Genomic DNA, 17,403 nt, shown 5'->3' with positions numbered 1-17,403 from the left:
CCATCCACCTCACCTTTAATCCCGGGGAGGCGAACTAGCCGGCAACCACCGGGCGGCGGACGCCGGCGGCCAGTTCGGTGGCCAGTTCGCGGACGCCGTCCACGTCGCCCGCCTTCGAGACGAAGGCCGAGCCGACCACGACCGCGTCGGCGAAGCCGGCGACCTCTGCCGCCTGCTCCCCCGACCGCACGCCCAAGCCGACGGCGATCGGCAGGTCGCCGGTGTACGCGCGGGCCCTGGCCACCAGCCCGGCCGCGGCGCTGCCAACCTTGTCGCGCGCCCCGGTGACACCCATCACCGCCGTCGCGTAGAGGAAGCCCGTGGTCGCGGCGGCTGTGGAGGCCAGCCGCTCCGGCGAGGACGACGGCGCGACAAGGAAGATCCGGTCGAGGTCGTGCGCCGCCGAGGCCTCGAGCCAGTCGGCGCCCTCGTCCGGGACGAGGTCCGGGGTGATGATGCCGAGCCCACCAGCGGCGGCGAGGTCCCGGGCGAACCGGTCGACACCGTAGCGGTGCACCGGGTTCCAGTACGTCATGACGACCGCGTGCCCGCCGGCCGACGCCACCGTCTCGACCACGCCGAACAGGTCACGCAGCCGGAAGCCACCACGCAGCGCCAGGTCGGCGGCGGCCTGGATGGTGGGGCCGTCCATCACCGGGTCGGAGTACGGGACGCCGATCTCGACGACGTCGCAGCCGGCCTCGACCATGGCCGCCAGGCGCGCCGCGGAGCCCTCGACCGTGGGGTACCCGGCCGGCAGGTAGCCGACCAGCGCCGCCCGCCCCTCCGCGCGCGTACGGGCGAACACCGGGTCCAGCCGTGCCATCACTGCTCCATGAAGCCGAAGTAGTCCGCGGCGGTGCCCATGTCCTTGTCGCCGCGCCCGGACAGGTTGACGAGGATCAGGCCGTCCGGCCCCAGCTCGTGGCCGAGCACCAGCGCGCCGGCCAGCGCGTGCGCCGACTCGATCGCGGGGATGATCCCCTCGGTGCGGGACAGCAGTTGGAACGCGGCCATCGCCTCCGCGTCGGTGACCGAGCGGTACTCCGCGCGGCCGGTGTCCTTGAGCCACGAGTGCTCCGGCCCGACGCCGGGGTAGTCCAGGCCCGCCGAGATCGAGTACGCCTCGATGGTCTGCCCGTCCTCGTCCTGCAGCAGGTAGGACAGCGCGCCGTGCAGCATGCCCGGGGTGCCCTCGCTGAGCGTGGCACCGTGCTCGCCGGAGTCGATGCCCTTGCCGCCCGGCTCGAAGCCGACGAGCCGCACGCCGGGGTCGTCGATGAAGCCGTGGAAGATGCCGATGGCGTTGGACCCGCCGCCGACGCACGCGGCCACCACGTCGGGCAGCCGGCCGGCCTTCTCGAGGATCTGCTCGCGCGCCTCGATGCCGATGATCTTGTGGAAGTTGCGCACCATCATCGGGAACGGGTGGCCGCCGGCCGCCGTGCCCAGCAGGTAGTGGGTGGTGTCGACGTTGGTGACCCAGTCCCGCAGCGCCTCGTTGATGGCGTCCTTGAGCGTGCGCGAGCCGGTCTTCACCGGGATGACCTCGGCGCCGAGCAGCCGCATCCGGGCCACGTTGAGCGCCTGGCGCTGGGTGTCGACCTCGCCCATGTAGACGACGCAGTCGAGGCCCATGAGCGCGCACGCGGTGGCCGTGGCCACCCCGTGCTGGCCGGCGCCGGTCTCGGCGATGACCCGCTTCTTGCCCATCCGCTTGGTGAGCAACGCCTGACCCAGCACGTTGTTGATCTTGTGCGAGCCGGTGTGGTTGAGGTCCTCGCGCTTGAGGAAGATCCGCGCGCCGCCGGCGTGCTCGGCGAACCGCTGCGCCTCGGTGAGCAGCGACGGGCGGCCCGCGTAGTCGCGCAGCAACCGGTTGAACTCGTCGACGAAGTCCGGGTCGAGCCGCGCCTTGTCGTACACGGCGGACAGCTCGTCCATGGCGCCGATCAGCGCCTCGGGCAGGAACCGCCCGCCGTAGGGACCGAAGTGGCCGCGCGCGTCCGGGTCGTGCTGGTTCGGCTCGTGCTCGACGCCCGGCTCAGGGCCGGCTCCGGTCCTCGGGTCGTGCGGGTCCTGCTCGGTCACCGGCTCGGCCTCGGGCACGCCGGGTGCGAGCCGGCCGTGACCAGCTGGACCAGGGCGGCCTTGGGGTCGGGGCTCGCGACGAGGCTCTCGCCGACGAGCACGGCGTCCGCACCGTTGCCGGCGTGGGTCATGAGGTCGCCGGGGCCGCGCACACCGGACTCGGCGATCTTGATGACGTCCATCGGCAGGCCCGGCGCGATGCGGCCGAACACGTCCCGGTCGACCTCGAGGGTGTGCAGGTTACGGGCGTTGATGCCCAGCACCGTGGCGCCGGCCTCGAGAGCCCGGTCGGCCTCCTCGGCGGTGTGCACCTCGACGAGCGCGGTCATGCCGAGCGACTCGACCCGGTCGAGCAGCGAGACGAGCGCGTTCTGCTCGAGCGCCGCGACGATGAGCAGCACCAGGTCGGCGCCGTGCATGCGCGCCTCGTGCACCTGGTACGGGCTGACGACGAAATCCTTGCGCAGCAACGGGATGTCGACCACGGCCCGCACCGCATCGAGGTCGGCGAGCGAGCCGCCGAACCGCCGGCCCTCGGTGAGCACGCTGATGACCCGCGCGCCCGCGTCGGCATAGTCCTTGGCCAGCGCCGCCGGGTCGGCGATCTGCGCCAGCTCGCCCTTGGAGGGGCTGCGCCGCTTGACCTCGGCGATGACACCGATGCCGGAGCCACGCAGCGCGGCCACGGCGTCCTTGGGTGGCGCGGCCTTGGTCGCGCCCTCCTTCACCGCGTCGAACGAGAGCGCCGCCTCGCGCACGGCGAGGTCCTCGCGGACACCCTCGATGATCGACTCGAGAACACTCACAGGCCACACTCGCCGACGCCCGTCGGAGACGGCGGTTGCGCCGTTTCCGATGTGTCGCAGGTGCTATCAGTCACCAGCCTTGCCCCTTCCCGCCAAAGGGATGCTAACCCCGCACCGTGCGGCGACTCGTTACCGGGTCCACGCTCAGCGTTCATCCTCGGCATCGCGAACGGTTGGATCTTCACCGTGGGACAGACCGTCCCACAAGTCCTTGTCGGGATCGCCGGAACGGCGCCGCGCGTTAGCCGACTGATACCTGGCGCCGAGCGTCGGCAGCCGCGGCGCCGAGCGGATCACCAGGAATCCCGCCACGACCAGCAGAACCGCGCCCAGCAAGGCGATCCAGCGGCCGAGCCCCGTGCCGTCGGCCGTCACGCTGGGCACACCCGCGAGCACTCCCGCGAGCACGACGACCCCGCCGACCACCCGTTTGCCCCAGCCGCCGACCGCGACCGTGCCCGCGAACCCGGCCAGCGCCACGAACGCGAGCGCCGTGCCGTACTGCGGGGTGTCAGCGCCCCAGCTCACCCGGCTGGAGCCCCACAACGCCGCCGCGGCGGCGAGTAGTAGCACCGCGACTATCCATAATGGACCCGCGCGCCTCGGCTCAGTCACCGCGCTGCCCGGCGGCCGGGCGCATGGTCTGCGCGGTGGCGATCGCGGCGAGCACGGCGCTGGCCTTGTTGACGCACTCGGTGTCCTCGGCGACCGGGTTGGAGTCGGCGACGATGCCGGCGCCGGCCTGCACGTACGCGGTGCCGTCCCGCATGAGCGCGGTGCGGATGGCGATGGCGGTGTCCGCGTCGCCGGCGAAGTCGAGGTAGCCGACGACGCCGCCGTAGAGGCCGCGCCGGGTGGGTTCGAGCTCCTCGATGAGCTCCATGGCCCGCGGCTTGGGCGCGCCGGAGAGCGTGCCGGCCGGGAAGCAGGCGGCGACGGCGTCGAAGGCGGTCCGGCCCTCGGCGAGCGTGCCGGTGACGGTGGACACGATGTGCATGACGTGGCTGTAGCGCTCGACCCGGAAGAAGTCGACGACGTGCACGCTGCCCGGGCGGCAGACCCGGCCGAGGTCGTTGCGCCCCAGGTCGACGAGCATCACGTGCTCGGCGCGCTCCTTCTCGTCGCTGAGCATGTCCTTCTCGAGGAGGGCGTCCTCGTCGGGGTCGACGCCGCGCCAGCGGGTGCCCGCGATCGGGTGCGTGGTGGCGACCCCGTCCCGCACGGTGACCAGCGACTCGGGGCTCGAGCCGACGATGTCGAAGCCGTCGAGGCGCAGCAGGTACATGTACGGGCTGGGGTTGGTCGCGCGCAGGACGCGGTAGACGTCGAGGGGGTCGGCGTCGGTGGTCATCTCGAAGCGCTGGGAGAGGACGACCTGGAAGCCCTCGCCGGCGCGGATGGCCTCCTTGGCGGTGCGCACGGCCGAGGTGTAGTCCTCGGGGCTGCGGCGGCGCGTGTAGTCGGGCTGGGGCCGGTCGAACACGGCGACGGTGGCCTCGGTCGGGGTCTGCAGCCGGCCGGTCATGGCGTCGAGCCGCTCGATGGCCGCGTCGTAGGCCGCGTCCACCCCCGCGGTGCTGTCGTCCCAGTTCACGGCGTTGCTGATGAGGGTGATGGTGCCCTCGTGGTGGTCCAGCGCGGCGAGGTCGGTGGCGAGGAGCATCGCGAGGTCGGGCAGGTGGAGGTCGTCCTCGGTGAGGTCGGGCAGGCGCTCGAGGCGGCGGACGGCGTCGTAGCCGATGAAGCCGACCATGCCGCCGGTCAGCGGGGGGAGGCCGGGGAGGGCGTCGGTGTGGAGGATCTCGACGGTCTCGCGCAGCACGCGCAGCGGGTCGCCGCCACTGGGGAGGCCGACCGGGGTGGTGCCGACCCAGCAGGCCTCGCCGTCGCGCTCGGTGAGCACGGCCGAGCTGTCGACCCCGACGAACGACCAGCGCGACCAGGAGCGCCCGTTCTCGGCGGACTCGAGCAGGAAGGTGTTGGGCCGCCCCTGCGCGAGCTTGCGGTAGACGCCGACGGGCGTCTCGGCGTCGGCGAGAACCCGCCGGACCACCGGGATGACCCGCCGGCTGGCGGCGAGCTGGTGAAACTCCTCCCGGCTGGGACTGACGACACCCAACCCGCCGACGGCCTTCGCGGTGTTGATCACACTGACCATGTGCCCCATTGTCCCGGCACCGGTCCCCACGCCCGCGAGCGCCCTTGGTGCCGCACCACGGAGTGCCCCTCCGAACCCGCATGTCCCCGGCTCACACCGGGCGAGCTCGCTGTGCCACCCGCTGCCCGCGGCCACACTCGGCGCTCAGCTCACGTCGGTCCGGCCCCGCCTCGCACCCGCGCCCGCTCTCGGCCGTCGAACAGCACTTTCCACAGGGGCGAAAATTCATGGGACGTGGAAAACCCGGCGCGCCTGACGCATGATGATGAGGTGACCAAGGGCGCGACGCAAGGGGCGGCCCGCCGCCGGGGCCGGCGGCCGGGTGGCACGGACACGCGTGCGGCGCTCATCGACGCCGCGCGGGCGGTGTTCATCGAGCAGGGGTACGACGGCGCCACCGTGCGCGCGATCGCCGCCAAGGCGGGGGTCGACGCGGCCATGGTCAACCACTGGTTCGGCAGCAAGGAGGGCCTCTTCGCCGAGGCCGTACTCAAGCTCCCGTTCAGCCCGCACGAGCTGGCCGAGCGCCTGCTCGACGGCGACGTCGACAACCTCGGCCAGCGGATCGTCCGCACCTTCCTCACCACCTGGGACACCACCGGCGGCGGCGTGTTCACCGCGCTCATGCGCAGCATCACCAGCCACGAGCTGGCCGCGCACGTGCTGCGCGACTTCCTGATCAAGCACGTCGCCGGGCAGGTGCTCAAGTCCGTCGGGATCGATCATCACGAGTTCCGGGCCACGCTCGTGGCCTCGCAGCTCGTCGGGATGGGCATGGTGCGTTACGTCGCGCAGTTCGAGCCGCTCGCGTCCACCGACGTCGAGACCATGGTCGCCGCCGTCGCGCCCACGATCCAGCGCTACCTCACCGGCCCGATCAGTTGAGCAGCACGTCCTCGTCGAAGCACGTGGCCGCGCCCGTGTGGCACGCCGCACCCTCCTGGTCGACCACCAGCAGCACCGTGTCGCCGTCGCAGTCGAGGCGGACCTCGTGAACCTTCTGGGTGTGCCCGGAGGTCTCGCCCTTGACCCACAGCCGGCCGCGGCTGCGCGAGAAGTACGTGGCTCGCCGCGTGGACAGGGTGAGCGCGAGCGCCTCGTCGTCCATCCACGCCACCATCAGCACCTCGCCGGTGCCCCGCCGCTGCGCCACCGCGCACACGAGACCGTCGGCGTTGCGCTTGAGCCGGGCCGCGATCGCGGGGTCCAAAGTGGTCACCGGACCTCGATCCCGGCCTGCCGCAAGGAGTCCTTGACCTCGCCGATGCGCAGCTGTCCGAAGTGGAACACGCTGGCGGCGAGCACCGCGTCCGCGCCGGCGGCCACCGCGGGCGGGAAGTGCGCCACCGCGCCCGCGCCGCCGCTGGCGATGAGCGGCACGTCGACGGCCGCGCGGACGAGCTTGATGAGCTCGAGGTCGAAGCCGGCCTTGGTGCCGTCGGCGTCCATGGAGTTGAGCAGGATCTCGCCGACGCCGAGCTCCTGGCCGCGCGCGGCCCACTCGACCGCGTCGATGCCGGTGCCCTGCCGGCCACCGTGCGTGGTGACCTCGAAGCCCGACGGCGTGGTGGACCCCACGGTGCGCCGGGCGTCGACCGACAGCACGACACACTGCGCGCCGAACCGCTGCGAGCACTCCCGGAGCAGCTCGGGCCGCAGGATGGCCGCGGTGTTGATGCTCACCTTGTCCGCGCCTGCCCGCAGTAGACGGTCCACATCGGACGCCGCACGCACACCCCCGCCGACGGTGAGCGGGATGAACACCTGCTCGGCGGTGCGCCTGACCACGTCATACGTTGTCTCGCGGTCCGAAGAGGACGCGGTGACGTCCAAAAAGGTCAGTTCATCGGCGCCCTCGGCGTCGTAGGCGGCGGCGAGCTCGACCGGGTCGCCGGCGTCGACGAGGTTGGCGAAGTTGACACCCTTCACCACCCGGCCGGCGTCGACGTCCAGACAGGGAATGACCCGGACTGCGACTGACATGCCACCGAGGATACTGGCGGTGGGACGAGAGGAGCCGAGGTGGCGCGTACGGGGCGACGGCCGGGGCAGACGCAGACCAGGGACGACATCCTGGCGGCCGCCCGCAACCAGTTCGCCGCCCGTGGCTACGGCGGCGCCACCATCCGCGGCATCGCCGCCGAGGCGGGCGTCAACCCGGCGCTCGTGCACCACTTCTTCGGCTCGAAGGACCAGGTCTTCGTCGAGGCGCTGAACCTGCCGTTCAACCCGGCGGCGCTGGTCGACGTGGTCCTCACCGGGCCGCGCGAGCAGATCGGCGAGCGGATCCTGCGCCTGTTCCTGGGGCTGTGGCGCGAGCCGGCGACGCGGATGCCGTTCTTCGCGCTGCTGCGCTCGGTGAGCAGCAACCCGGAGGTGGCCGCGCAGCTGCGCCAGTTCATGCAGACGGCGGTGCTCGCCAAGGTCGCGACCGCGCTCGACCTGCCGCCGCTGCGGCTCACCGGCGTGGCGTCGCAGATGATCGGGCTGGTGATGATGCGCCACGTCATCGGCGCCGAGCCGCTGGCCTCGGCCACCGACGATGAGGTCGTCGAGCTGGTCGCGCCGGTGATCCAACACTATTTCGACGGCTGAGTCCGGCTGCCGGCTTCCCGCTTGACTGCGGAACTCAACAGGCGCAGAATTAAACGCATGACTAATTACGCTGTGGTGGCCGAGGGGCTGCGGGTACACCGCGGCGCCCGGGAAGTGCTGCACGACGTGAGCTTCGCCGTCGCGCGAGGCTCGATCACCGGCCTGCTCGGTCCGAGCGGGTGCGGCAAGACGACCCTGATGCGCTCCGTCGTCGGGGTGCAGATCGTGGCCGGCGGCACGGTCACCGTGCTCGGCGAGCCGGCCGGCAGCGCGCCGCTGCGCGACAAGATCGGCTACGCCACGCAGAACCCGTCGGTCTACGCGGACCTGACGGTCACCGAGAGCCTTCGTTACTTCGCCGCGATATTGCGCGCCCCCGAAGGCGACGTCGAGCGGGTCATCGACGAGGTGGGCCTGTCGACGCACGCGCACCAGCTGGTCGGTGAGCTGTCCGGCGGTCAGCTCAGCCGGGCGAGCCTGGCCGTGGCCCTCCTCGGCCGCCCTGAGCTGCTGGTTCTCGACGAGCCGACGGTCGGCCTCGACCCCGTGCTGCGTGAGGAGTTGTGGGACCTGTTCCGCAGGCTCGCCGACAGCGGCGTCACGCTGATGGTGTCCAGCCACGTGATGGACGAGGCCGCCCGCTGCGAGCGCCTGCTCCTGATGCGCGACGGTTACATTCTCGCCGACGACACGCCGGCCGCCCTCCGCGCCGCGACCGGGACCGGGGACCTCGAACAGGCGTTCCTGCGCCTGATCCGGGAGCAGGAGGCAGTGGCATGACCGTCACCGTGGGCACGCACGCCGCCTTCGCGCTGGCCACGGCCCGGCGCATCCTCACCCAGCTCAAGCACGACCGCCGCACGGTCGCGATGATGGTGCTGCTGCCGTCGCTGCTGATGATCCTGCTGCGCTACGTGTTCAACTCGGAGCAGGCGTTCAGCGCCGCCGCGCCGGCACTGCTGGCGGTCTTCCCGTTCGCGATCATGTTCATCGTCACGTCGATCACCACCCTCCGCGAGCGGACGACCGGGACCCTCGAACGCCTCATGACGATGCCCATCGGCAAGTTCGACCTGCTCTTCGGCTACGCGATCGCCTTCGGCGTGGTGGCGGTGGTGCAGGTGCTGGTCGCGGCCGGCATCTCGCTGGCGTGGCTGGGCATGGAGATCACGGGCTCGGTGTGGCTCCTGATGCTGATCGCCGTCCTCGACGCGCTGCTCGGCACGGCGCTGGGCCTGCTGGCGAGCGCGTTCGCCCGCACGGAGTTCCAGGCGGTCCAGTTCATGCCGGCGATCGTGATGCCGCAGGTGCTGCTGTGCGGTTTGTTCGCCCCGCGCGACTCGATGACGCCGGTGCTGGAGTGGCTGTCGAACATCATGCCGCTGTCGTACGCGGTGGACGCGTTGGCGCAGGTGACGCACTCGGCGTCGGTCGACGGGACGTTGGTGCGGAACCTCCTGATCGTGGCCGGGTGTGCCGTGCTGGCTATCGTGTTGGGATCGGCGACGTTGCGACGGCGGACGCCTTGAGTCGTCCACAGGTCCGGCTTCGCTCGGCGTTTCTTGTCGGTGGGGCTTCGTAGAATGGATATCGGGGGCCGGAGGCCGCGCCTGCGTGGCGCGGCTCCCGCTCGCGCTTGAGGTTCGGTGGGTTCGGGGCTGGCGGCGGGTTTCGCGGTTGGCGGGGTCGCTGCTGAGAGTGCCCACAGGTGGCGGTCGGTAGCGTTGACCGCATGGTGTCCGAAGTGGAACGGCTTGGTCGGGGTAACTACCTGCTCGTCACCACCTTCCGGCGGGACGGCACGCCCGTCCCCACGCCCGTGTGGGTGGGGCGGGACGGGGACGAGCTCGTCATCTGGTCGCAGGCCACCGCCGGCAAGGTCAAGCGGGTTCGCAACAACGGGGCCGTCGAGCTCGCCGAGTGTGACCTTCGCGGCAGAGCGAAAGGGGCCACCGTCAAGGGGCAGGCGCGCATCCTCGACGCCGACGCCACCGAGCGCGGGCGCACGCTCCTCAAGCGCAAGTACGGCATCACCGGGCGCGTCGTCATCGGCGGGAGCGTGCTGCGGCGGGGGCGCGCCGGCACCGTCTGCCTGGCGATCACCCTCAGCGAGTGAGCGCCAGCGCCTCCGGCAGCGTGAACGCCCGCGTGTAGAGCGCCTTGCCGATGATCGTGCCCTCGACCCCGACCGAGGCCAGCCCCGCCAGCGCCGACACGTCGGCCAGGCTCGACACCCCGCCGGACGCGATCACCGGGGCCTTCGACACCGCACAGACGTCCTCCAGCAGCCGCAGGTTCGGCCCCTCGAGCGTGCCGTCCTTCGTCACGTCGGTGACCACGTAGCGCGAGCATCCGTCCCGCTCGAGCCGGTCCAGCACGTCCCACAGCAGGCCGCCGTCCTCGGTCCAGCCGCGGGCCGCCAGCCGGTGCGTTCCGGAACCGTCGATCCGCACGTCCAGGCCCACCGCGATCCGGTCGCCGAACTCGCCGATCGCGCGCGAGCACCACTCGGGGTGCTCCAGCGCGGCCGTCCCCAGGTTCACCCGGGCACAGCCGGTGGCGAGCGCCGCGGCCAGCGAAGCATCGTCGCGGATGCCGCCGGACAGTTCCACCCGGACCTCGAGCCGGCCGACGATCTCGGCCAGCCGGGCGCGGTTGTCACCCGTGCCGAACGCCGCGTCGAGGTCCACCAGATGGATCCACTCGGCACCGTCGTCCTGCCACGCGAGCGCGGCGTCCAACGGGTCGCCATAACCGGTCTCCGTACCGGACCGGCCCTGCAACAGGCGGACGGCCTTGCCGTCGCGGACATCGACGGCGGGCAGCAGCGTGAACGTCACGCCGCAAGGGTATCGAGCCCGCCGGACACCACCTCAAATGTCCCCCATCGGAGGAATGCGGTGAGCAAGGCGCATCGTATTCGATAAACTCATGGAAAATGTCTCACCCGCAATGGACGACGCATTCCGTCTGCTGCGTGGAAATCTCTACCGCCATCTCGACGACGCCGAGTTCCTCGCCATGAAGTACGCCCCGTGGTCCGAAGAGGACACCGCGTCAGCCCGCTCGCTCATACCCGACCTCGTCACCGTCGTGCGCGCGATCCTGGCCCTGCACGACCCTTCCGCCGCCGACGGGTCCTGCCGCACGTGCGGGGTCGAGTGGCCCTGCCCGGCGGTGCACACGATCCACGGGCTCCTCAAGGATCCCGACCGGGAATTCTCCCGGCTCCTCGCGCAGCTCGGTTAGCCGAGCGCCTTCAACCAGTTGGTCAGCAGGTGCGCACCCGCGTCGCCGGACTTCTCGGGGTGGAACTGGGTGGCCGCGAGCGGGCCGTTCTCGGCGGCGGCCACGAAGTCGCCGCCGTGCGTGGCCCACGTCACGAGCGGCTCGGGCATCGGGGGCTCGGGCACCAGGTCCCACTCGCGGGCCGCGTAGGAGTGCACGAAGTAGAAGCGGGTGTCGGCGTCGAGGCCGTCGAACAGCACCGAGCCCTCCGGCGCGCGCACGGTGTTCCAGCCCATGTGCGGCACGATCGCCGCGTCCAGCCGGGACACCGTGCCCGGCCACTGCCCGCAGCCGGGGGTCTCGACCCCGTGCTCGATGCCGCGCTCGAACAGCACCTGCATGCCGACGCAGATGCCGAGCACCGGCCGCCCGCCGGCCAGCCTGCGCTCGATGATCGGCTGGCCGCCGACGCTGTCGACCCCGGCCATGACCGCGGCGAACGCGCCGACGCCGGGCACGACCAGCCCGTCGCACTCCTGGGCGGCGTGCCGGTCGCTCGTGACCTCGACGTCCGCGCCGACCCGGCGCAGCGCGCGCTCGGCCGACCTCAGGTTGCCGGATCCGTAGTCCAGTACGACGACTCGTGCCACCCCCCCAGGCTACGAGATGTCGCGATCCGCCGGTCGTCCGACGTGCCACCTTCGACGCGGCGCCCAGCTCGTGGGCGCGGACCCGGCGGGCCGCCTCCCGCTCTGCCGGCAGCGTGCACCCCCGACACAGTCCGTGGTTGGTCGACCACGGAACGGCAACCTGTCCGAAGGGTCGAGACCAGAAGCTCGGCTGGAGTCCCCGCTTCCCTTGCGCACCACGGTGAACGGCCGCCGGGACTATCTCTACCTAGGTCGAGGTCAGCCGGTAAGGTCGGTGATGTGCCGAAACTGCCGGATGTGTTGACGATCGGTGAGGTGGCCAAGCGCAGTGGCGTGCCGCACACAGCGCTGCGGTTCTACGAGGAGCGGGGCCTGATCTCGTCCGAGAGAACCACCGGCAACCAGCGGAAATACGCCCGGGCGGTGCTGCGGCGGCTGGCGTTCATCCGGACGGCGCAGCGGGTGGGCCTGTCGCTGGAGGACATCCACGACGCGCTGGCCACCCTGCCCGAGGGCCGCACCCCGACGAAGACCGACTGGGCCCGGCTGTCCCACCTGTGGCAGGGCGAGCTGGACGCCCGCATCGACGCGATGCAGCGCTTGCGCGACCGCCTGACCGCCTGCATCGGCTGCGGCTGCCTGTCGCTGAAGTCCTGCCACCTGATGAACCGCGAGGACGCCCTCGCCGCGCTGGGCCCGGGCGCCCCGCGCCTGAAGGCCGCCTCCGAGGGCGGCATCAACTAGCGGCTCGCGCGCCAGGCCTCGACCGCGTCGGCCACCTCCACCGGTCCCACCCGCAGCGGCGGCCCGACCTGCGGCTCGCGGTGCGCCTTGGCGATCCGCGCGTTGAGGTCGGCGACGAGCTCGCGCACCCGCGTCTCCGACCGCTCCTTCGCCAGCCGCGCCGGCAGCTCGGCGATCTCCTTGGGCAGTGCCAGCGACGGCGGCAGCAGCGCCGCGGTGTCGGCGTTCTCCTCGCGCAGCTTCCGCGCCACCCACTCCATCGTGCCGCCGGGCCGGTTCGGCAGCGGCTTGCCGGCGCCCGGCAGGTCGTCGAAGTCCCCACGCTCCTGCGCCATGCGGATCTGGCGCTCGACCCAGTCCTCGACCGGCATGGCCGGCGGCTTGCGTTCGGTCACCCTCCCATGGTCGCACGGCGTTCGAGCCGCGCGGCCCCGTCCGGCTAGGACACCAGCCACACGATGGCGCCGCCGACCGCCACGGCCGCCGCGACGGCGAGGACCATCGCCAGGCCCTTGGCGGTCTTCCAGGTGGAGTAGACGCCGCCGATGAGGAACCCGGCGATGGCGATGAGCCCGATGACGACGACTTCCTTGGACATGGCGCCGAAGCCTAGAGGACGCCCTTGGTGCTGGGGACGCCGGTCAGCCGCGGGTCGGGCTCGGCGGCGGCCCGCAACGCGCGCGCGAGCGCCTTGTACTGCGCCTCGGTGATGTGGTGCGGGTCGCGGCCGTGCAGGACGCGCAGGTGCAGCGCGATGCGCGCGTGGAACGCGAGCGACTCGAACACGTGCCGGTTGAGCACCGTGGGGTAGTTGCCGCCGACGGTGAAGCCGGCCATGGCCTCCGGCTCTCCCAAGTGGACACAGTACGGCCGGCCGGAGACGTCGACCGCCGCGTGCGCGAGGGTCTCGTCCATCGGGATCCAGGCGTCGCCGAAGCGGCGGATGCCCTGCTTGTCCCCCAGCGCCTTGCCGATGGCCTCGCCGAGCACGATCGCGACGTCCTCGACCGTGTGGTGGGCGTCGATCTCGACGTCGCCGCTGGCGGCGACGGACAGGTCGAACGCGCCGTGCACGCCGAACGAGGTGAGCATGTGGTCGTAGAACGGCACGCCGGTGGACACGTCCACCTTGCCCGCGCCGTCGAGGTCGATCTCGACGACGACGTTGGACTCCTTTGTGGTCCGCTCGATCCGGCCGACGCGGTTCACCTGACGATCTCCTTACTGGCGGCCAGGAACACGTCGTTCTCGGCCGGTGTGCCAATGGTAACCCGCAGGTGCGCGGGGATGCCGACGTCGCGGATGAGCACCCCGTGCGCCAGGTAGGACTCCCACGTGGCGTGGCTCTCCGCGAACCGTCCGAAGAGGACGAAGTTGGCGTCGCTGGGCACGACGTCGAAACCCAGTCCGCGCAACGACTCCATCACCCGGTCGCGCTCGGCGGCGAGCGCGTGCACCGAGCGCAGCGTGTCCTCGGCGTGCCGCAGCGCCGCCCGCGCGGCGGCCTGGGTGAGCGAGGAGAGGTGGTAGGGCAGCCGGACGAGCTGCAGCGCGTCGACCACCGCGGGTGCGGCGGCGAGGTAGCCCAGCCGCCCGCCCGCGAACGCGAACGCCTTGCTCATCGTGCGCGAGACGACCAGCTTCGCCGGGAACTCCGCGATGAGCCGCACCGCGCTGAGCTGCGCCGAGAACTCGGCGTAGGCCTCGTCCACGACGATGAGCCCGGGTGCCGCCTCGACGAGCGTGCGCAGCTCGTCGAGCGGGATCGAGCCGCCGGTGGGGTTGTTCGGGCTGGTGACGAACGTGACGTCGGGCCTGCGCTCCGCGAGGATCCCGGCGGCGCGGGCGGTGTCGAGGGTGAAGTCCGCGCGGCGCGGCGTGGGTGCCCACTCGGTGCGGGTGCCGGCCGCGATGATCGGGTGCATCGAGTACGACGGCTCGAAGCCCAGCGCCGTGCGGCCGGGACCGCCGAACGCCTGCAGGATCTGCTGCAGCACCTCGTTGGACCCGTTGGCGGCCCACAGGTTGGCGGCCGACAGCGCCACGCCGGTGGCCGCGGTGAGGTAGCTCGCGAGGTCGGCCCGCAGCGCGAGGGCGTCCCGGTCCGGGTAGCGGTGCAGGTCGACGGCCGCCTCGGCCACCGCCTTGGTCACGTCGGCGACCAGCGCGGGCGGCGGCGGGTAGGGGTTCTCGTTGGTGTTGAGTCGCGTGTGGACGTCCAGCTGCGGGGCGCCGTAAGGGCTTCGGCCGCGCAGGTCCTCCCGCAGCGGCAGGTCCGCTATCCCGATCTCGTCGCCGATGCTCACCCGGCGCCCCCGAAGCGCGCGGTGACCGCCTGGCCGTGCGCGGGCAGGTCCTCGGCGTCGGCGAGGGCGACCACCCGGTCGGCGACTTCCTCGAGCGCCTCGCGGGAGTAGTCGATGACGTGGATGCCGCGCAGGAACGTCTGCACCGACAGGCCCGACGAGTGGCGCGCGCAGCCGCCGGTGGGCAGCACGTGGTTGGAGCCCGCGCAGTAGTCGCCGAGGGAGACGGGGCTGTGCGGGCCGACGAAGACGGCGCCGGCGGCGCGGACCCGGGCGGCGACGGCGGCCGCGGCCGCGGTCTGGACCTCGAGGTGCTCGGCGGCGTAGGCGTCCACGACGGACAGTCCTTCCTCCACAGTGGACACGAGAACGCAGCCGGACTGCTTGCCGCGCAAGGCGGTGGTGATCCGCTCGGTGTGCTTGGTGCGGCCGACCTGGCGCTCGAGCTCGGCGTCCACCTGGTCGGCGAGCCGCTCGGAGTCGGTGACGAGGACGCTCGCGGCGAGGGTGTCGTGCTCGGCCTGGCTGATGAGGTCGGCGGCGACGTGCACAGGGTCGGCGGTGGCGTCGGCGAGGATGGCGATCTCGGTGGGACCGGCCTCGGAGTCGATGCCGATGAGCCCGCGCAGCAGGCGCTTGGCGGCGGTGAGGTAGACGTTGCCGGGGCCGGTGACCATGTCGACCGGCTCGAGCCCGGAGCCGTCGGTGTCGGTGCCGCCGTAGGCGAGCAGCGCGACGGCCTGCGCGCCGCCGGCCGCCCACACCTCGGTGACGCCGAGCAGCGCGGCCGCGGCGAGGACGGTCGGGTGCGGCCGGCCGCCGAACTCGGCCTGCGGCGGCGAGCAGACGACGAGCGACTCGACGCCGGCGGTCTGCGCGGGGACGACGTTCATCACGACGCTCGACGGGTAGACCGCGAGGCCGCCGGGGGCGTAGAGGCCGACCCGGCGGACCGGGACCCAGCGTTCGGTGACCGTGCCGCCGGGGACGACCTGGGTGGTGACGTCCTGGCGGCGCTGCTCGGCGTGGACCGCGCGAGCCCGCTTGACAGACTCCTCGAGAGCCTCCCGGACCTTGCCGTCAAGCCCGTCGAGCGCCTCCTTCAGGTCGCTCTCGGGCACCCGGACGGTTTTCGGTCGCACTCCGTCGAACCGCTCGGCGTACTCGAGGGCCGCGGTCACGCCACGTTCCCGCACGTCCTCCACGATCGGGCGCACCCGATGCAGCACGGCATCCACGTCCATGTCGGCGCGCGGCAGCATGGCGCGCAGCTCGGCCGGGGACGGGACTCGACCACGCAGGTCGGTGCGGCTCAGCATCGGCTTCCTTCGGTCTCGGGGCCTGGCGTGTTCCAGGGTATGTGGTCCGGTCCCGCACCCGAACGGCCCACTACGTTCGTCGGGTGATCCGCCAGCAGGCCGGATTCCCCGACCAATGACGGGTTGTCGCCGGCCGAACACGGGCAGCACGCTCGGGTGATCACTCGCTTGCGTTCTTCGGAGGGGACATGTTCACCAAACGTCGCGTGCTCGCGCTCGCCGCGGCCGCCGCGACCGGCCTGGTGCTGGTCACCGGCTGGGCGGCGGGCGCGCAGGAGCCCACCGCCGCGCCAACACCCGATCGCGGCCTGTACCGGGTGACCGATGCCGCGGACGTCGCGGCGCGGACCGAGGTGGCCAGCTCCGGCGTCGACGTGCTCGGCGCCCGGGACGGCGCGATGGACATCGTGGCGAGCCCGGCGCAGGCCGCCGCGCTGCGCTCGCGGGGGTTCGCGCTCGCGCTGACCGGCGACTTCGACAAGCTGCTGGCCGAGCGGAGCGGCGGCCCGTCGTCGCGGGGCGCGTCGGCGTCCGGCGTGTCGGCCGCCGACTTCCCGGCGGGCGACGAGGGTTACCACACGTATGCCGAGATGGTGGCCGAGGTGCAGGCCGCGGCCAGCGACCACGCGGCGATCACCGCGCTGTCGAGCATCGGCACGTCCTACGAGGGCCGGGACATGCCGGTGCTGAAGATCAGCGACAACGCGGCGACCGACGAGGCCGAGCCCGAGGTGCTGTTCACGTGCAACATGCACGCGCGCGAGCACCTGACGACGGAGATGTGCCTGCACATCATCCAGCGGTTCACCGACGGCTACGGCACTGACCCCACGGTCACCGGGTTCGTGGACAGCCGGGAGATCTTCGTGGTGCCGAACCTGAACCCGGACGGCACGGAGTACGACATCTCCGGCGGCCAGTACCAGGGCTGGCGCAAGAACCGGCAGCCGAACTCCGACGGCACGATCGGCACGGACATCAACCGGAACTTCCCGTACAAGTGGGGCTGCTGCGGCGGTTCGAGCGGCTCGACGTCGGCCGAGGACTACCGCGGCCCGTCGGCGTCGTCGGCGACGGAGGTCGCGGCGCTGGAGGCGTGGGTCGGTGGGCGGCAGATCAAGGCGCACATCGACTTCCACACGTTCTCGGAGCTGGTGCTGTGGCCGTTCGGGCACACCTACGACCAGGTGACCGAGGGCATGACGCAGGCGGAGTACAACCACTTCCGCGACATCGGCACCCGGCTGGCGTCGGCGAACGGCTACACGCCGGACCAGTCGAGCGGCCTGTACATCACCGACGGTGACATCAACGACTGGATGTGGGGCACCCACAAGGTGCTGACGTTCTGCTTCGAGATGTACCCGTCGGGCGGCGGCATCGACGGCTTCTACCCACCCGACGAGAACATCGTCCCCCAGACGACCCGCAACGACGGCGCGGTGGACATCCTCCTGACGAACGCCGGCTGACCCGGACGAGGCGAACGGCGCCCGCACCCGCCGG

22 protein-coding genes are annotated in these 17,403 nt (G+C 72.0%); 8 read left to right on the top strand and 14 right to left on the bottom strand.

The features are described from left to right. Positions 1-34: 34 nt before the first annotated feature. From trpA to VGD70_RS10530, 5 genes are all read right to left on the bottom strand, one after another. The gene (trpA, locus tag VGD70_RS10550) at positions 35-826 is read right to left on the bottom strand and encodes a tryptophan synthase subunit alpha (protein WP_331080584.1); all 792 of its coding nucleotides are present in this window, start codon (positions 824-826) and stop codon (positions 35-37) included. After that, positions 826-2,109: a tryptophan synthase subunit beta gene (gene trpB / locus VGD70_RS10545; protein ID WP_414637934.1), complete on the bottom strand. Its 1,284-nt coding sequence runs from the start codon at positions 2,107-2,109 to the stop codon at positions 826-828. The genes trpA and trpB overlap by 1 nt, the downstream gene beginning before the upstream one ends. Continuing rightward, positions 2,088-2,897, bottom strand: coding sequence for an indole-3-glycerol phosphate synthase TrpC (trpC, locus tag VGD70_RS10540; protein WP_331080581.1), 810 nt, complete (start codon positions 2,895-2,897; stop codon positions 2,088-2,090). Before trpC ends, trpB begins: the two co-directional genes overlap by 22 nt. A 144-nt stretch (positions 2,898-3,041) precedes the next feature. After that, positions 3,042-3,470, bottom strand: a complete 429-nt coding sequence (locus VGD70_RS10535) for a Trp biosynthesis-associated membrane protein (RefSeq protein WP_331080579.1) — start codon at positions 3,468-3,470, stop codon at positions 3,042-3,044. A gap of 34 nt (positions 3,471-3,504) precedes the next feature. Continuing rightward, complete coding sequence (locus tag VGD70_RS10530; RefSeq protein ID WP_331080578.1) at positions 3,505-5,055, bottom strand: anthranilate synthase component I; 1,551 nt, start codon at positions 5,053-5,055, stop codon at positions 3,505-3,507. Between the two features lie 270 nt (positions 5,056-5,325). On the opposite strand from VGD70_RS10530, the gene VGD70_RS10525 reads away from it, so the two are divergent. Further along, positions 5,326-5,940, top strand: coding sequence for a TetR family transcriptional regulator (locus tag VGD70_RS10525; protein ID WP_331080577.1), 615 nt, complete (start codon positions 5,326-5,328; stop codon positions 5,938-5,940). Here the strand turns inward: VGD70_RS10525 and hisI are convergent. Both hisI and hisF read right to left on the bottom strand, forming a co-directional pair. Next, positions 5,933-6,274, bottom strand: coding sequence for a phosphoribosyl-AMP cyclohydrolase (gene hisI, locus VGD70_RS10520; protein ID WP_331080576.1), 342 nt, complete (start codon positions 6,272-6,274; stop codon positions 5,933-5,935). The two genes, VGD70_RS10525 and hisI, sit on opposite strands and share 8 nt — an antisense overlap. Continuing rightward, positions 6,271-7,038, bottom strand: coding sequence for an imidazole glycerol phosphate synthase subunit HisF (gene hisF, locus VGD70_RS10515; protein ID WP_331080574.1), 768 nt, complete (start codon positions 7,036-7,038; stop codon positions 6,271-6,273). The genes hisI and hisF overlap by 4 nt, the downstream gene beginning before the upstream one ends. 39 nt (positions 7,039-7,077) lie before the next feature. Here hisF and VGD70_RS10510 point away from each other — a divergent pair, with 39 nt between their 5' ends. The 4 genes from VGD70_RS10510 to VGD70_RS10495 all read left to right on the top strand — a co-directional run bounded on the left by VGD70_RS10510 (position 7,078) and on the right by VGD70_RS10495 (position 9,766). Beyond that, positions 7,078-7,650 carry a TetR family transcriptional regulator gene (locus tag VGD70_RS10510; protein WP_331080572.1) on the top strand — a complete coding sequence of 191 codons (573 nt, stop codon included), beginning with the start codon at positions 7,078-7,080 and terminating at the stop codon, positions 7,648-7,650. Positions 7,651-7,707: 57 nt separating this feature from the next. Next, entirely contained in the window at positions 7,708-8,430 is a 723-nt protein-coding gene (locus VGD70_RS10505; protein WP_331080570.1) for an ABC transporter ATP-binding protein, read from the top strand. Then, positions 8,427-9,179: an ABC transporter permease gene (locus VGD70_RS10500; protein ID WP_331080568.1), complete on the top strand. Its 753-nt coding sequence runs from the start codon at positions 8,427-8,429 to the stop codon at positions 9,177-9,179. The genes VGD70_RS10505 and VGD70_RS10500 overlap by 4 nt, the downstream gene beginning before the upstream one ends. Before the next feature lie 203 nt (positions 9,180-9,382). Then, entirely contained in the window at positions 9,383-9,766 is a 384-nt protein-coding gene (locus tag VGD70_RS10495) for a PPOX class F420-dependent oxidoreductase (protein WP_331080566.1), read from the top strand. Here the strand turns inward: VGD70_RS10495 and priA are convergent. Next, positions 9,756-10,490 (bottom strand): bifunctional 1-(5-phosphoribosyl)-5-((5-phosphoribosylamino)methylideneamino)imidazole-4-carboxamide isomerase/phosphoribosylanthranilate isomerase PriA, encoded by a 735-nt coding sequence (gene priA / locus VGD70_RS10490; protein WP_331080564.1) that lies wholly within the window; start codon positions 10,488-10,490, stop codon positions 9,756-9,758. The two genes, VGD70_RS10495 and priA, sit on opposite strands and share 11 nt — an antisense overlap. Positions 10,491-10,602: 112 nt before the next feature. On the opposite strand from priA, the gene VGD70_RS10485 reads away from it, so the two are divergent. Then, positions 10,603-10,899, top strand: coding sequence for a hypothetical protein (locus VGD70_RS10485; RefSeq protein WP_331080562.1), 297 nt, complete (start codon positions 10,603-10,605; stop codon positions 10,897-10,899). On the opposite strand, the gene hisH is transcribed toward VGD70_RS10485, so the two are convergent. Further along, a complete protein-coding gene (gene hisH, locus VGD70_RS10480; RefSeq protein WP_331080560.1) occupies positions 10,896-11,528 on the bottom strand; it encodes an imidazole glycerol phosphate synthase subunit HisH in 633 nt (210 codons plus the stop codon). The two genes, VGD70_RS10485 and hisH, sit on opposite strands and share 4 nt — an antisense overlap. A 279-nt stretch (positions 11,529-11,807) precedes the next feature. Here hisH and soxR point away from each other — a divergent pair, with 279 nt between their 5' ends. After that, positions 11,808-12,272, top strand: coding sequence for a redox-sensitive transcriptional activator SoxR (soxR, locus tag VGD70_RS10475; protein WP_331080558.1), 465 nt, complete (start codon positions 11,808-11,810; stop codon positions 12,270-12,272). On the opposite strand, the gene VGD70_RS10470 is transcribed toward soxR, so the two are convergent. The 5 genes from VGD70_RS10470 to hisD are packed head-to-tail and all read right to left on the bottom strand — an operon-like array spanning position 12,269 to position 15,897. Further along, positions 12,269-12,667, bottom strand: coding sequence for a DUF1992 domain-containing protein (locus VGD70_RS10470; protein ID WP_331080557.1), 399 nt, complete (start codon positions 12,665-12,667; stop codon positions 12,269-12,271). The genes soxR and VGD70_RS10470 overlap by 4 nt on opposite strands. A 44-nt stretch (positions 12,668-12,711) precedes the next feature. Continuing rightward, positions 12,712-12,870 (bottom strand): hypothetical protein, encoded by a 159-nt coding sequence (locus tag VGD70_RS10465; protein ID WP_331080555.1) that lies wholly within the window; start codon positions 12,868-12,870, stop codon positions 12,712-12,714. A gap of 11 nt (positions 12,871-12,881) precedes the next feature. Next, a complete protein-coding gene (hisB, locus tag VGD70_RS10460) occupies positions 12,882-13,481 on the bottom strand; it encodes an imidazoleglycerol-phosphate dehydratase HisB (protein WP_331080553.1) in 600 nt (199 codons plus the stop codon). Continuing rightward, positions 13,478-14,578, bottom strand: a complete 1,101-nt coding sequence (locus tag VGD70_RS10455) for a histidinol-phosphate transaminase (protein ID WP_331080551.1) — start codon at positions 14,576-14,578, stop codon at positions 13,478-13,480. The genes hisB and VGD70_RS10455 overlap by 4 nt, the downstream gene beginning before the upstream one ends. Then, complete coding sequence (hisD, locus tag VGD70_RS10450) at positions 14,575-15,897, bottom strand: histidinol dehydrogenase (RefSeq protein WP_331080549.1); 1,323 nt, start codon at positions 15,895-15,897, stop codon at positions 14,575-14,577. The genes VGD70_RS10455 and hisD overlap by 4 nt, the downstream gene beginning before the upstream one ends. A gap of 188 nt (positions 15,898-16,085) precedes the next feature. Here hisD and VGD70_RS10445 point away from each other — a divergent pair, with 188 nt between their 5' ends. Next, positions 16,086-17,369: a M14 family metallopeptidase gene (locus tag VGD70_RS10445; protein ID WP_331080547.1), complete on the top strand. Its 1,284-nt coding sequence runs from the start codon at positions 16,086-16,088 to the stop codon at positions 17,367-17,369. The last annotated feature ends 34 nt before the right edge of the window (positions 17,370-17,403 follow it).

The organism is Actinophytocola sp. (genome assembly GCF_036402745.1).
Classification (GTDB): Bacteria; Actinomycetota; Actinomycetes; order Mycobacteriales; family Pseudonocardiaceae; genus Actinophytocola.
Note: the sequence above shows the minus strand (reverse complement) of the source record. Positions and strands in the feature narration are given on the sequence as shown.